Here is a 13054-nt window from a genome sequence, read left to right as displayed (position 1 = left end):
GGCCGCGCCGATCCGGATGGCCAGATGAGTCACGCGCAGGCCGACGCCGTCCCCCGGACACCTTCGGGCACGACGACGAAGCATGGCACCGGCCGACGCTTCCGGATCAGATGACCGTCGCGGCGGTGAGGAAGAACGTGACCGCGTAGGTGAACCGGCGGGCGGCGACGGCCTCGTCGAACTGCTCCTCGAACGCGCGTGCCTCGGCCGGGTCGAGGGCGCCGCGTTGCGCGGCGGTGGCGGCCCAGCTGCGCAGGCCGAGGACGTTGTCGACGGCGGTCGGGTCCCGGACCACGAGCGTCCGGGGTTCGACGGTGATGTCGACCAGGCCGTGCGCGGCGAGGAGGCCAGCATGGTGATGCGCCAGGGTGCCGTTGCGGAGGAGGACGTCGGCGCGAAATCTCAGCACGCGCCGGGCCAGGCCCTGGTCGGCGATGTCGAGCACCTGGGTGTCGTAGTCGGGGTCCGCGAGGACGATGCGGCCAGCCGGCCGGACCACCCTGACGAGTTCCGTGATCGCGGCGTGCGGATCGGCCAGGTGCTGCACGGTGCGATCGGCCCAGGCCCCGTCGAATGAGTTGTCGAGGAACGGCAGGTGACGGGCGTCCGCGACGGCGGTCCGGGTCAGGCCGCGGGCCCGCATGGCGGCAGCCATGGTGAGTGCACGGTCGACGGCTGCCACGCTGACACCGTGCTCGTCCTCCAGCCGGGCCGCGCTTGCCCCGGTTCCGGCGCCGACCTCGAGGTAGCGACGACCAGGCGCCGGATGGAGCAGCTCACGGACCCGCCGCTGGTATGCCTGGTAGAAGGGCTCCTCGGCGAGCCGGCCCAGTACGCCGACCCACGAGTTCGGGTCCGACTCGCGGTCGACGTCGGTGAACCCATGCATGATCGTCAGCCTAGCGGCGTGAAGCCGGTGGCCGGCGGGACGACAGGCGGGGAGGATGCATCGATGGTTCGAACGGCGTCGGCCGTCGAGGCTGAGCGGTGGAGCGGGGAGCGCGGCGTCGTGGACGTGCTCGGTCCCGCCTCGTTGGCGTACCTCGACGAGTCGGAGTTCCGGCCGGCGTCCGGGACGGCGCAGGAGTGGTAGCGGCGGCGGGTTACCGCCGGTGGCCACGCTCGGTCGCCCATCTCTGCGTGCTCACCAGCGCCCGGCTCCGCGGTCGCCGACTGGCCTACGGCTTCAGTGACGCGCGCTGCTCCTCGGCAGCCGGGGCCGGCTGACCGCGAGTTGCCCGCTGCCGGCGCCGTGCCACGCCGAACGCGTTCAGACCCACCCCCCAGATGAGCAGGACCCCGAGCCACTGGACCCAGTTCAGCGCGGTCATCTGGCCGGAGAGCAGGTGCCGGACCGAGGAGTAGGGAGTCAGGGCCTGGACCGGCCGGAGGACGTCGACGGCGCCCAGCAGGAACCACAGGCCGAGCGGCAGGACGATGGTGGCGACGAACGCGATGGCGGGCCGCCGGATCAGCAGGCCGAGCCCGGTGCCGACGAACTGGGCCACCAGTTGGACCAGGACGCTGCCCACCGCGACGGTTCCGAAGTGCCGCCACGGATCCTGCGCGCTCGACGTGGTCAGGGCGAGGGCCGCGGCGCACACCAGGACGCCGAACAGCGCAACGACGGCGGCGAGCAGCGCCGCGGCCAGCAGGGTGGGCGTGCGGCGGACGATCCCGGGCCGTCGCTCCACGTCGTGGACGAGCAGGATGCCGAAGGCCGGCACCACGACGGACATCAGGCTCTGCGCCGCATCGGACAGGGTCGCGAACGTGCGATCGTCGGGCGGCCCGGCCAGGGCCAGCGCCGCGGCGGCCAGCGCCCCGAGCAGCAGGGTGACCGCGAGAAGGACCCGGCGGGCCGGCGTACCGACGGCGCGGCGCAGGGCGTGGACGGTGGACGCACCGAGGGTGTGCGGAACGGCTGGATCGGTCATGGCGCGCCCCCGTTCGACAGCGAGACCTCAGTCTCTCCGGAACGGAGGGTGGCCGCCAGGGTCGACCGAGGAGAAGCCGGCAGCGGCGCCTCAGTCTCGTCGGCCCGCCGCGCCCGTCCTCGATCCGAGGGCGGGCGCGGCGTGCTGGACCGGGCGGGTCGGTGTTCCCGCCCCGCGTCCGGCCCGAAGCGTCAGCTGGTGAAGTCGTCCCGGGCGTCCCGGGCGTCCTTCTGCACGTGCTCGCCGGGCTGCTCGCCCCGGATCTCGTCCAACTCGATCACCTGATCCGCCTCGGCCCGCTCGGGCCGGTTCATGTCGCCCATCCGGGCACGAGCCGGGCCGGCCAGGTCCTCCAGGTTGTCCCGCGCGCGTTCGGTGCTCATCGTCCCTCCCTGCCGGTGTGCGGACGCGGAGGTGTCCGCGTGGGCTCACTGCCGCGTCCCCGTCTGGCCCGCGCCGAAACCAGGCCGCCGCGGCCCGCCGCTACCCCTTGGGGCGGGCCCGCAGGTGGGCGCGTTCCCCCTGCCGGCCGAAGAGGCTGAGGAATTCGACCGCCGCGGCGTCCGCGGAGCCGAACCAGTGCGGCAGCCGGGTGTCGAACTCGGCGGCCTCGCCCGGGACGAGCACCAGATCGTGGTCGCCGAGGACGAGGCGCAGCCGTCCGTTGAGCACGTAGACCCACTCGTACCCCTCGTGGGTCTGCGGTTCGGGCTCGGACCGCGCACCGGCCGAGATGACGATCTTGTACGCCTGGATGCCGCCGGCCCGGCGGGTCAGCGGCAGCAGGGTCATCCCGTGCCGGGTGACCGGCCGCAGGTGCACGCGCGGGTCGCCGGTGGGTGGGGCGTCGACGAGTTCGTCGAGGGTGACCCCGTGCGCCTTGGCCAGCGGGAGCAGCAGTTCAAGAGTGGGTCGGCGGGCGCCGGACTCCAGCCGGGACAGCGTGCTCACCGAGATGCCGGTGGCGGCGGAGAGCTCGGCGAGGGTGGTCTCGCGCTGCTGGCGGAGGGCCCGCAGCCGGGGGCCGACCGCATCGAGCGTCTGGTCCAGGTTGTCGTCCATGCCGCCAGTTTGCCATCTCAGCAACAACGTTTGCCAGTTTCGGGGTGCTGGTCGGATGGTTGGCCCCGGGAGGTGGTCACCGTGACCGAGCAGATCAGAGACGGGTACGACGTGGTGGTGATCGGTGGCGGCGCCGCCGGCCTGAGCGGGGCGCTCATGCTGGCGCGGGCCCGGCGGTCGGTGGTGGTGATCGACGCGGGCGCGCCACGCAACGCCCCGGCCGAGGGGGTGCACGGGCTGCTGGCCCGCGAGGGAATGCCGCCGGCCGAGCTGCTGGCGCGCGGCCGGGCGGAGGTCCGGGGGTACGGCGGCCAGGTGGCGTCGGGCCAGGTGGCCGAGGTGCGCCGGGACGGCGACGGGTTCCTGGTGACCCTGGCCGACGGCCGGCGCACCCGGGCCCGCCGGCTGCTGGTGACCACCGGGCTGGTGGACGAGCTGCCGGACGTGGCCGGGCTGCGCGAGCGCTGGGGCCGGGACGTGCTGCACTGCCCGTACTGCCACGGGTGGGAGATCCGGGACCGGGCGATCGGGGTGCTGGCCACCGGGCCGATGTCGGTGCACCAGACGCTGCTGTTCCGGCAGTGGAGCGACGACGTCACGTACTTCGCCCACACCGCGCCGCCGCTCGGCGCGGAGCAGGCCGAGCAGCTCGCCGCCCGGGGTGTCCGGGTGGTGCCCGGCGAGGTGGCGTCGCTGGCGGTCGTCGAGGACCGCCTGATCGGGGTACGCCTCTCCGACGGCACCCTGGTGCACCGGGAGGCGCTGGCCGTCGCGGCCCGGATGGTGGTACGTGCCGACTTCCTGGCCCCGCTGGGCCTGCGTGCCGTGGAGCATCCGTCGGGGATGGGCGGGCACGTCCCGGCCGACGCGGGCGGCCGTACCGAGGTGCCGGGGGTGTGGGTGGCGGGCAACGTCACCGACCCGACCGCCCAGGTCGGCGCCGCCGCGGCGGCGGGCGCCTGGGCCGCCGCGCAGATCAACGGGGACCTGGTCAACGAGGAGACCCGCCAGGCGGTGGCCGCCCGGCGGGAGCCCTTCTCGCCCGCGGCCGAGACGCGGGTGAGCGAGCTGGTGACGGGCGACCGTCGCCACGGACTGTGAGGAGATGAGCGTGTCCGAGGAGTTCGGCGCGGCGTACTGGGAGGAGCGGTACCGGCACGCGGACGGGTCCGGGCACGGGCCGAACCCGCAGCTGGTGGCCGAGGTGACCGACCTGCCGCCCGGTACGGCCCTGGACGCCGGCTGCGGCGAGGGCGCCGACGCGCGCTGGCTCGCCGAGCGGGGCTGGCAGGTCACCGCGGTGGACATCTCCCCGACCGCGCTGGACCGGGCGAGCCGGCGGGAGCACACCGGCCGGGTCGACTGGGTGCGGGCCGACCTGACCTCCTGGGCGCCGGCGGAGCGGCACTTCGACCTGGTCAGCGCCCAGTACGTGCACCCGGCGGGGCCGCCGGAGGAACTGGTCGACCGGCTGGCGGCGGGCGTCGCCCCGGGCGGCACGCTGCTGATCGTCGGGCACGCGCCGGGGGAGTCCTCGCCGCACGCGCCGCGGTCGCACGTCACGGCGGAGCAGCTCGCGGCCGGCGTCGACGCGACCGAGTGGGACGTGCTCGTCGCCGAGGTGCGGGTCCGGCCGGTCCGGCACGACGGCCACGAGACCGTGCTGCGGGACGCCGTCCTGCGGGCCCGCCGCCGGTCCTGAGCGGGCTGGCGGACGGCGCAGGGGCCGTCCCCGGGTGGGGACAGCCCCTGCGGGGCACGTGGGACGGTCGGTGTCCGTCCGGTTCGGCGCGGGTCAGGGCTTCCAGGACCCGGCGGGCCGGAACTTGTGCTGGTACTCGATCACGCCGTTCTTGTCCTTCACGTCCAGCACGAGCTGGCCGGTGCGCTTGGTGCCGCTCGGCAGGTTGTTGCCGGCGCTGAGCAGCTTGCCGCAGCCGGAGAAGGCACCGGAGATGCCGCTCTCGTCGCTGCCGTCCGCGCCCTTCCAGCGGAAGTAGAACGGGTTGATCGAACCGGTGCCCTTGGTGACCTCGGCGGTCACGTCGGCGATCAGGTACATGCCCTTCTTCGGCCCGGGCATGAACTCCTGGCAGGAGCCGGTCTTGGTGCGGAAGTTGCTCAGGGTGATCCGGACGGTGCCGTCGTCGTCGTTGATGATCAGCGTGTCGCCGGGCTTCATGTTGAAGGTCTCGCCGTCGGTCTTGCCGGCGTCCGGGGTGGGCTGCGAGGCGCTCGGCGCCGGGGTGTCGTCGAACGGGCCGCTGGTGATCCCCGGGGTGGGCAGGTTCTCGATCGCGTCCTGGGTCTTCTTCGCTCCGCTGTAGAGGGCGAAGATGCCGCCACCGCAGCAGAGCAGCAGCAGGACCAGCGCGCCGACGCCGAGGCCGATCCAGAGGCCCTTGTTGGACTTCTTCACCGGCACCGGCCCGCCGAACGGCTGGCCCGGGGCGGGCGGGTACGGACCGCCGGCCGGCGGGTAGGCCTCACCGGGCGCCGACGGGTACTGCCCGGGCGGCGGGTACGCCTCACCGGGGGGCGGGTACTGCCCCGGCGGCGGGTACGGCGCCCCGGAGGTGGGCGGCGGCGGGTAGGCGCCCGGCTGGGGCGGCGGGTACGGCGCGCCGGAGGTGGGGGGCAGCGGGGCGAACGGGTCGTTCGGCTGCTGTGCCGGGTACGGGGCTCCCGAGCTGGGCGGCGGCGCGTACGGATTGTTCGGCACCGGCGGCATCGGTGCGGTGGGGAACGGCTGGGTGGGCGGTTCCTGGGGCTGCTGGTTCGGGTCCTGCGATCCGAACGGAGGCTGAGGGTGGCTCACCGTACTCCTTGGCACCTTCGAAGATTCAGTCGGGACGACGGTACAAGCCGGGGGCAAGCCGACCGCGCGGACCTCATCGGGGTACCAGAACGGCGGCGGTACGCACCAGATCGGCGTCGATGACGAACCGTCCGGCGATCGACACCGGCGGATCGGTCACCGGTGCCGCGGCGACCCGGGCGGGCGCGATCAGCGCGGTGAACGTGCCGGCCGCCGGGTCGAGCGTCACCCGGGCGTCGGCGAAGTCCAGCCAGGTACCGACCACCGGGTACCAGACCTTGTAGACGGTCTCCTTGACGCTGAACAGCACGGTCGGCCAGGGCGCACCGGCGGGCAGCCGGGCCAGGGCGTCCTCCTCGTCGGGCAGGCAGACCCGGCGGCGTACCCCCGGGCTGAGGTCCTGGCGGCGTTCCGCGTCCATCCCGACGGAGCGCACCTGCGTGGCGTGCGCGGCGGCCGCCGCGCAGTAGCCGGTGGTGTGCGTGATGGTGCCGACCACCCCGGGCGGCCAGACCGGCGACCGGTCGGGCGCCGCCACGACCGGCGCGGCCGGCAACCCGAGCCCGGCCAGCGCGCGGCGGGCGCAGACCCGGCCGGCGGTGAAGTCCCGGCGCCGGCCCGGCACCGCGCGGTCGCCGAGGCACGCCCGCTCGGCGGGGAGCAGCGCGCCCGACCAGTCGCCGGGACCGGCCACGGCCACCGCGACCGCCGAGGGCAGGAGGTCACGCACGGCTCGCACCCGGGGGTCGTCGGGGCGGGCCGGCGGGTCCCGGGCGGGGACGGTGCTGCGGCGTGACCATGGCAGGTGAACGTACCGGAGTGATGTAACGGCGGAGCGTGGCGGAGCGCTGTTGGGGCGACCGGGGGGATCGTCCACATGCGAGAAGTCCACTGACGAGAGGAATGGCCGATGACGCCTGGTGCGAAGGCGTCGGGACCAGGACCGGACGAGCACGTCCCGGTGACACCCGACTGGAACTGCGCCTCCTGCGGCGACGAGTGGCCCTGCGACACCAAACGCAGCCGGCTGCTGAGTGAGTACCAGGCCGATCGCGCCTCGTTGAGCATCTATCTCGGCTCCTGTCTGGCCGCCGCCAGCCAGGACCTGCCCGCCCGGCACACCCGGTCCCTTCAGGACCGGTTCATCGGCTGGGTGCCGCGCATCCCGCGTACCCAGTGACCCGCCGCCGGGCCCGCCGCGCCCCGATTGCGGACGGACAACGGAGGTTCCGGCGCGGGCCGGGACGCCGTCCGGAACCCGTCAACCTCGGTTGGCGGGACGGACGGCCGGTCGCCCGCCGGGGACCGGATCGGCCCTGGTGGTCATCGTCGGAAACTTGACCCGCGGTCACCCGTTGTGCGAGTGCGGGAGTGTGGTTAAGCTCTTCATGCGCGCCCCAATCGCCCGCTTCCCCCGTGGCAGGCGATCGGGGCGCGCTTCTTTGTGCGCCCGTCCGGTTTGTGCGCCCGTCCGGCATCCCGCCGCGCCGCCCACCCGCCGCGCCCCGTCCTCCGGGACCGGCCGCGCCGCCCTCCCGCCGCGCCCGCCCTGTGCGATCCGCCGCGCCGCCCCCGGGAGCCCGCCCGCGCCGCGGCGCGGCGCGTCGCCGGGACATCCTGGTCGGGCAGGTCGCCACCACGGCCGCGGCCCGGCGGAGGTCCGCCGGGCCGCGGGTGAGCGGGCGTACCGGGCGTCAGATCCAGCGGCCGTCCAGCCACATCCGCGCGGACCACTCCGCGTAGGTGAGCAGCCGGCCCACGAAGATCGGATAGAAGTAGGCGAAACAGAGGGCCACCAGCAGCACGTACGCGCCCGCGATGATCCCGCCGACCAGCCGGCGGTCGGAGACGTCCTGCTCGGTTGGCGGCGGTGCGCCGACGGGGCCGCCGACCGGCGCCGGCGACACGATCGCGCCGAGCACGTAGACCACCGCCAGCACCAGGAACGGCACCGCGGGCGCCAGGTAGAAGGAGAACATCGTCCGGCCGTCCAGGGCGAACCAGAACCAGGGCAGCATGCCGGCGGCCACGGTGAGCAGGATCGCGCCGGCCCGCCAGTCCCGTCGGGCCAGGCCCAGCCAGGCCGTCGCCACCAGCGCCGGCAGGAACGACCACCACAGCAGCGGGGTGCCCAGCAGCAGCACCTCCGAGGCGCATTGCGCCGCGCCGCAGTTGCCGTCACCGGACCAGTAGAAGGCCACCGGCCGGCCGAGCAGCAGCCACTGCCAGGGCCACGACTGGTACTTGTGTGGGTCGTCGAGCTGGGCGTGGAAGCCGTACGCCGCCTTGTGGTATTCCCACAGGTTGATCAGCGCCCCGACCACCGGGGTGTCGCTGAGCCCGGGGGTGTTCGGGTAGCGGCTGGCCAGCCGGTAGTAGCCGTCGTCGCTGAGCAGCCAGCCGGACCAGGTGGCCAGGTAGGTGCCGAGCATCAGCACGCCGGCCAGCAGCAGCCAGGGCAACTCGTCGAGCAGCGCGTCCCGCCACGGGCGGCGGACGCCGGCCGACCGGCGGACACCGACCTCCCAGAGGATCACCAGCAGCGCGAAGGCGGGCACGAAGTAGAGGGCACTCCACTTCACCGAGCCGGCGCAGCCGAGCAGCACGCCCGCGGCCAGCCGCCACCACGGCCAGTCCCGCCAGGTCGACGGCGGCCGGCCGGCCCGCCCCGGCACCGACGGGTCGAGCCCGGCGTCCAGCGCCCGCGCCCAGCGCCGCCGCCGGGCGTCCCGGTCCAGCACCAGCGCGCCGAACGCGGCCAGCACGAACAACAGCAGGAAGATGTCGAGCAGGGCGGCCCGGGAGAGCACCAGGTGGTAGCCGTCCAGGGCGAGCAGCAGGCCCGCCGCGCAGCCGAGCGCCGTGGAACCGAACATCCGCCGGCCGATCCGCACCAGCATCAGCACCGACAGGGTGCCGGCGACGGCCGCCGCGAACCGCCAGCCGAACTCCGGGGCGGTGGTGACCAGGTGCCCCGGCACCGAGATGTTCGTCTCCGCGTCCTGGTAGCCGAAGGCCCACTCGCCGAGCCCGATCAGCCACTTGCCCAGCGGCGGGTGCACCACGTACGACGGGCCGTTGTCCTTGTAGTTCCACTCGACGCCCCGGCTGATCAGCCCGTAGGCGTCCTTGGCGTAGTAGGTCTCGTCGAAGATCTTGCCGGGCGGGCTGCTCAGCCCGACGAAGCGCAGGATCGCCGCGATCGCCACCACGACGCCGGTGGCCAGCCAGGAGTAGCCGTCGAGGCGGGCGTCGACGGTGCCGAGCCGGCGCCGGACGGCGGCCGGCACCCCGCCTCCACCGCCGGCTGGGGACGGCCCGGCGGCCGGTCCGTCGTTCGTCCGCCCGGCGGCGGATCCACCCGCGCTCGCGCTCTGTGCTGTCGACGCACTCGTCACCCGGCGATCGTAGGCTGCGAAGGTGCCCGGTGGCGCCCGTCGTCTCCGAGATTGGTACGACCGTCGATGAAGGAGCGCACGTCGTGGGTGAAATGTCCGAGGTTGGCCGCCTGGTGCTGCTCGGCGCGCCGCTGGGCAACCCGGCCGACGCCTCCAGCCGGTTCCGCGACGTGCTCGGCGCCGCCGACGTGGTCGCCGCCGAGGACACCCGCCGGCTCACCCGGCTGGCCCGCGACCTCGGCGTCACCGTGCCCGGGCGGATCGTCTCCTACTTCGAGGGCAACGAGGAGCGGCGGACCCCGGAGCTGGTCGAGGTGCTGGCCGCCGGCTACACCGTCGCGCTGGTCACCGACGGCGGCATGCCCAGCGTCTCCGACCCGGGATACCGGCTGGTCCGGGCCGCCATCGACGCCGGCGTCCCGGTCACCGCGGCCCCCGGTCCCAGCGCCGTGACCACCGCGCTGGCGCTGTCCGGCCTGCCCTGCGACCGGTTCTGCTTCGAGGGCTTCCTGCCCCGCAGCCCCGGCGGCCGCCGGTCCCGGCTGCGCGCCCTGGCCGCCGAGGAACGCACCCTGGTCCTCTTCGAGGCGCCGCACCGGATCACCGGCGCGCTCGCCGACCTGGCCGCCGCGTTCGGCCCGGACCGGCCGGCCGCGCTCTGCCGGGAGCTGACCAAGACCTACGAGGAGGTGGTCCGCCGGCCGCTCGGTGAGCTGGCCGAGTGGGCCGCCGAGGGCGAGCCGCGCGGCGAGATCACCCTGGTCGTGGCGGGTGCGCCGGCGGCCGCCGCGGCCCGGCCGGACGACGACACGCTGCGCGCCGCGGTGGCCGCGCGGGAGGCCGCCGGGCTGTCCCGGCGGGACGCGATCACCGAGGTCGCCACCGAGTACGGGCTGCGCCGCCGTGAGGTCTACGCGGTCGTGCACGAGTGACCGCAGCGGCCCCGGTCAACGCCCGCCGGACCGGAACGGGCCCGGCCCGACCGGCGCGCCGGGTCACCAGGCGGCGGCCAGGAAGCCCACCGTCATCAGCACCGGCCCGGCCAGGGCCGCCCCCACCGCCCAGCGGCGCTGCCGGCGGTCCGGCAGCCGGGTCGCCCCGGTCCACCGGGCGATCCCCGCGGCGCAGGCCAGCACCAGCAGCAGCCCGAGCAGCCAGCGCAGGTGCCGGCCGGCGCCGGTGTCCGCGTACGCGGTGCCGCCGTCCGGCCCGGTCATCCGGGCCGGCAGCACGCTGCCGGTGGCGCCGCGCTCGGCCGGCACCCCGCTGACCCGTACCCCGTGGGCCACGAACCGGTCGGCCTCGGCCAGGAAGATGCCCCGGCAGCGCTGGGTCAGGCCGCCGCCGGAACAGTCCGTGATCACCACCGTGCCGGCCGTCGCGTGCCCCGCCGCCAGCCAGAACGGCCCCGCGCTCACCCAGGCGAAGAACGCCGCCAGCAGGCTCAGCGTGACCAGCGCCGCCAGCCCGGTCGACGGGGCCGGCGGATGGCCCGACCGGGTGCGCGCCCGCCGGGCCGCCAGGCGGGTGGCCGGGGGACGGGGCTCCAGGCGCAGTGGCGTGCCGTCCCAGTGCACCTCCTCGATCGGCGCCCAGAACACCCCGCCGTCGCCGTCCGGGGTGGTGCCGGTGGCCTGGCGCCGGTGCCAGCGCGGCTGCCGCAGCGGCACCCGACGCGGCACCGCGTCCACCGGAGCGCCGGTGGTCGGCTCCACCTCGACCGGCGGGTCGGCCGGGTCGAGCCGGGGCTGCGGGGCGACGTTCCCGCCCCGCGCCGCCGGCCGGCCGGCGTCGCCGGTCACCGCCGCGGCGGTGGCCTCCTCCGGCCCCGGTGCCGCTCGTCTGCTGGTCACGCCGTTCATTTCACACCGGTACGCCGGGCCGGCCGGGCAGCTCAGGCCGCGTGTCGGCGACAAATCGGGCGGGCTGTCCGGGTCCGGTGGTGGAACGCGCCCTATTGGTTCGCAGGTCGCCCGCGACAATCACTAGGCTCTACGCTCATGAGTCACGTTCTCGCCGCGGTCGCCTGGCCCTACGCCAACGGCCCGCGCCACATCGGCCACGTATCCGGATTCGGCGTTCCCTCCGACGTCTTCGCCCGGTACATGCGGATGGCCGGTCACAACGTGCTCATGGTCTCCGGCACCGACGAGCACGGCACCCCCATCCAGGTGCAGGCCGACGCCGAGGGGGTCAGCCCGCGCGAGCTGGCCGACCGGTACAACCGGGTGATCGCCGAGGACCTGCGGGCGCTGGGCCTGTCGTACGACCTGTTCACCCGGACCACCACCCGCAACCACTACGCCGTGGTGCAGGAGCTGTTCGAGGGGTTGTACCGCAACGGCTACATCGTCCCCAAGGTCACCACCGGGGCGATCTCCCCGTCCACCGGCCGGACCCTGCCCGACCGCTACATCGAGGGCACCTGCCCGATCTGCGGCTACGACAGCGCCCGCGGCGACCAGTGCGACAACTGCGGCAACCAGCTCGACCCGGTCGACCTGATCAACCCCAAGTCGAAGATCAACGGCGAGACGCCGGAGTTCGTCGAGACCGAGCACTTCTTCCTGGACCTGCCCGCCCTGGCCGACGCGCTGCGGCAGTGGCTGGACACCCGGGAGGGGTGGCGGCCCAACGTGCTCCGGTTCTCCCGCAACCTGCTCGACGACCTCCAGCCCCGGGCCATCACCCGGGATCTGGAGTGGGGTGTGCCGATCCCGCTGGACGGCTGGCGTGACCGCCCGGACAAGCGGATCTACGTCTGGTTCGACGCCGTCATCGGCTACCTGTCCGCCTCCATCGAATGGGCCCGCCGCGCCGGCGACCCCGAGGCGTGGCGGAAGTGGTGGTCCGCCGACGGCGAGGGCAAGGAGGCCCGCGGCTACTACTTCATGGGCAAGGACAACATCGTCTTCCACTCGGTCATCTGGCCGGCGCTGCTCGGCGGCTACTCCGGCGACGGCTCCCGGGACGGCGAGCCGGGCCGCCTCGGCCGGCTCAACCTGCCCACCGAGGTGGTGTCCAGCGAATACCTGACCATGGAGGGCCGGAAGTTCTCCTCCTCCCGCAAGGTGGTCATCTACGTCCGCGACTTCCTCGAGCGGTACGACGCCGACGCGCTGCGCTACTTCATCGCGGTGGCCGGGCCGGAGAGCAACGACACCGATTTCACCTGGGCCGAGTTCCTCCGCCGCAACAACGACGAACTGGTCGCCGGCTGGGGCAACCTGGTCAACCGGTCCATCTCGATGGCGGCGAAGAACTTCGGCGAGATCCCGCCGGTCGACCCGGCCGGGCTCACCGAGGCCGACGAGGCGCTGCTCGCCACCGCCCGGGCCGGCTTCGCCACCGTCGGCGACCTGATCGCCCGGCACCGGCAGAAGCAGGCCATCGGCGAGGCCATGAAGGTCGTCGCGGAGGCCAACAAGTACCTCTCCGAGCAGGCGCCCTGGAAGCTCAAGGACGCCGCCGACAAGCCCCGGATGGGCACCATCCTGCACGTCGCCCTCCAGGTGGTCAGCGACGCCAACACGCTGCTCACCCCGTTCCTGCCGCACTCCGCGCAGAAGATCCACGAGCTGCTCGGCGGCACCGGGGTGCACGCACCCATGCCGGTCATCGAGGAGGTCGAGGACCTCGACGGCGGGCCGGCGTACCCGGTGCTGACCGGCGACTACACGGTCGGTGCGCGCTGGGAGTCCGTACCCCTGGAGGCGGGCCGGCCGCTCGCGGCGCCGAAGCCGGTGTTCCGCAAGCTCGACTCGTCCATCGTCGACGAGGAACTGGCCCGGCTGGCCGACTGACCGGCCCGACGGACGGCACGGCCCCGGGGCATCCTC

The 13054-nt window shown here is 74.4% G+C and carries 14 protein-coding genes; 6 read left to right on the top strand and 8 right to left on the bottom strand.

The genetic code is table 11. The features are described from left to right. Window positions 1-106: 106 nt before the first annotated feature. Window positions 107-889: a methyltransferase domain-containing protein gene (locus tag ACIBPB_RS02365; RefSeq protein WP_396837819.1), complete on the bottom strand. Its 783-nt coding sequence runs from the start codon at window positions 887-889 to the stop codon at window positions 107-109. 63 nt (window positions 890-952) lie between these two features. On the opposite strand from ACIBPB_RS02365, the gene ACIBPB_RS02360 reads away from it, so the two are divergent. Further along, window positions 953-1093: a hypothetical protein gene (locus tag ACIBPB_RS02360; protein ID WP_396837818.1), complete on the top strand. Its 141-nt coding sequence runs from the start codon at window positions 953-955 to the stop codon at window positions 1091-1093. Window positions 1094-1178: 85 nt separating this feature from the next. Here ACIBPB_RS02360 and ACIBPB_RS02355 read toward each other — a convergent pair whose 3' ends face one another. From ACIBPB_RS02355 to ACIBPB_RS02345, 3 genes are all read right to left on the bottom strand, one after another. Further along, on the bottom strand, window positions 1179-1937 hold the full coding sequence (locus ACIBPB_RS02355) for a hypothetical protein (RefSeq protein WP_396837817.1): 759 nt from the start codon (window positions 1935-1937) through the stop codon (window positions 1179-1181). 191 nt (window positions 1938-2128) lie between these two features. Further along, on the bottom strand, window positions 2129-2320 hold the full coding sequence (locus ACIBPB_RS02350; protein WP_046563353.1) for a hypothetical protein: 192 nt from the start codon (window positions 2318-2320) through the stop codon (window positions 2129-2131). Window positions 2321-2420: 100 nt separating this feature from the next. Beyond that, window positions 2421-2999: a helix-turn-helix domain-containing protein gene (locus tag ACIBPB_RS02345; RefSeq protein ID WP_396837816.1), complete on the bottom strand. Its 579-nt coding sequence runs from the start codon at window positions 2997-2999 to the stop codon at window positions 2421-2423. A gap of 81 nt (window positions 3000-3080) precedes the next feature. Between ACIBPB_RS02345 and ACIBPB_RS02340 the strand changes: the two genes are divergently transcribed. Both ACIBPB_RS02340 and ACIBPB_RS02335 read left to right on the top strand, forming a co-directional pair. Further along, a complete protein-coding gene (locus ACIBPB_RS02340) occupies window positions 3081-4100 on the top strand; it encodes an NAD(P)/FAD-dependent oxidoreductase (protein WP_396837815.1) in 1020 nt (339 codons plus the stop codon). 10 nt (window positions 4101-4110) lie between these two features. Beyond that, window positions 4111-4701, top strand: coding sequence for a class I SAM-dependent methyltransferase (locus tag ACIBPB_RS02335; protein WP_396837814.1), 591 nt, complete (start codon window positions 4111-4113; stop codon window positions 4699-4701). A 93-nt stretch (window positions 4702-4794) separates the two neighbouring features. On the opposite strand, the gene ACIBPB_RS02330 is transcribed toward ACIBPB_RS02335, so the two are convergent. Together ACIBPB_RS02330 and ACIBPB_RS02325 are read right to left on the bottom strand one after the other, a co-directional pair. After that, on the bottom strand, window positions 4795-5817 hold the full coding sequence (locus tag ACIBPB_RS02330; RefSeq protein WP_396837813.1) for a hypothetical protein: 1023 nt from the start codon (window positions 5815-5817) through the stop codon (window positions 4795-4797). Between the two features lie 73 nt (window positions 5818-5890). Continuing rightward, window positions 5891-6547: a 4'-phosphopantetheinyl transferase gene (locus ACIBPB_RS02325; RefSeq protein ID WP_396837812.1), complete on the bottom strand. Its 657-nt coding sequence runs from the start codon at window positions 6545-6547 to the stop codon at window positions 5891-5893. A 180-nt stretch (window positions 6548-6727) separates the two neighbouring features. On the opposite strand from ACIBPB_RS02325, the gene ACIBPB_RS02320 reads away from it, so the two are divergent. Further along, window positions 6728-6997: a hypothetical protein gene (locus ACIBPB_RS02320; protein ID WP_396837811.1), complete on the top strand. Its 270-nt coding sequence runs from the start codon at window positions 6728-6730 to the stop codon at window positions 6995-6997. A gap of 514 nt (window positions 6998-7511) precedes the next feature. Here ACIBPB_RS02320 and ACIBPB_RS02315 read toward each other — a convergent pair. After that, on the bottom strand, window positions 7512-9215 hold the full coding sequence (locus ACIBPB_RS02315) for a dolichyl-phosphate-mannose--protein mannosyltransferase (RefSeq protein ID WP_396837810.1): 1704 nt from the start codon (window positions 9213-9215) through the stop codon (window positions 7512-7514). 92 nt (window positions 9216-9307) lie between these two features. On the opposite strand from ACIBPB_RS02315, the gene rsmI reads away from it, so the two are divergent. Then, window positions 9308-10147 carry a 16S rRNA (cytidine(1402)-2'-O)-methyltransferase gene (gene rsmI / locus ACIBPB_RS02310; protein ID WP_396838165.1) on the top strand — a complete coding sequence of 280 codons (840 nt, stop codon included), beginning with the start codon at window positions 9308-9310 and terminating at the stop codon, window positions 10145-10147. Between the two features lie 63 nt (window positions 10148-10210). Here rsmI and ACIBPB_RS02305 read toward each other — a convergent pair whose 3' ends face one another. Continuing rightward, a complete protein-coding gene (locus ACIBPB_RS02305; protein ID WP_396837809.1) occupies window positions 10211-11077 on the bottom strand; it encodes a hypothetical protein in 867 nt (288 codons plus the stop codon). 138 nt (window positions 11078-11215) lie between these two features. Here ACIBPB_RS02305 and metG point away from each other — a divergent pair, with 138 nt between their 5' ends. Further along, a complete protein-coding gene (metG, locus tag ACIBPB_RS02300) occupies window positions 11216-13018 on the top strand; it encodes a methionine--tRNA ligase (RefSeq protein ID WP_396837808.1) in 1803 nt (600 codons plus the stop codon). Window positions 13019-13054 lie beyond the last annotated feature (36 nt).

Source organism: Micromonospora sp. NPDC049836 (genome assembly GCF_044465125.1).
Taxonomy (GTDB): domain Bacteria; phylum Actinomycetota; class Actinomycetes; order Mycobacteriales; family Micromonosporaceae; genus Micromonospora.
The sequence above is the reverse complement of the archived record's forward strand: the minus strand, read 5'-3'. Positions and strand labels throughout refer to the sequence as shown.

What these genes read in the sequence shown, in the direction of transcription:
- ACIBPB_RS02365 (WP_396837819.1), bottom strand. Translation starts at nt 889, where the DNA reads ATGCATGGGTTCACCGACGTCGACCGCGAGTCGGACCCGAACTCGTGG.
- metG (WP_396837808.1), top strand. Translation starts at nt 11,216, where the DNA reads ATGAGTCACGTTCTCGCCGCGGTCGCCTGGCCCTACGCCAACGGCCCG.
- ACIBPB_RS02360 (WP_396837818.1), top strand. Translation starts at nt 953, where the DNA reads ATGGTTCGAACGGCGTCGGCCGTCGAGGCTGAGCGGTGGAGCGGGGAG.
- ACIBPB_RS02345 (WP_396837816.1), bottom strand. Translation starts at nt 2,999, where the DNA reads ATGGACGACAACCTGGACCAGACGCTCGATGCGGTCGGCCCCCGGCTG.
- ACIBPB_RS02320 (WP_396837811.1), top strand. Translation starts at nt 6,728, where the DNA reads ATGACGCCTGGTGCGAAGGCGTCGGGACCAGGACCGGACGAGCACGTC.
- ACIBPB_RS02305 (WP_396837809.1), bottom strand. Translation starts at nt 11,077, where the DNA reads ATGAACGGCGTGACCAGCAGACGAGCGGCACCGGGGCCGGAGGAGGCC.
- ACIBPB_RS02355 (WP_396837817.1), bottom strand. Translation starts at nt 1,937, where the DNA reads ATGACCGATCCAGCCGTTCCGCACACCCTCGGTGCGTCCACCGTCCAC.
- rsmI (WP_396838165.1), top strand. Translation starts at nt 9,308, where the DNA reads ATGTCCGAGGTTGGCCGCCTGGTGCTGCTCGGCGCGCCGCTGGGCAAC.
- ACIBPB_RS02350 (WP_046563353.1), bottom strand. Translation starts at nt 2,320, where the DNA reads ATGAGCACCGAACGCGCGCGGGACAACCTGGAGGACCTGGCCGGCCCG.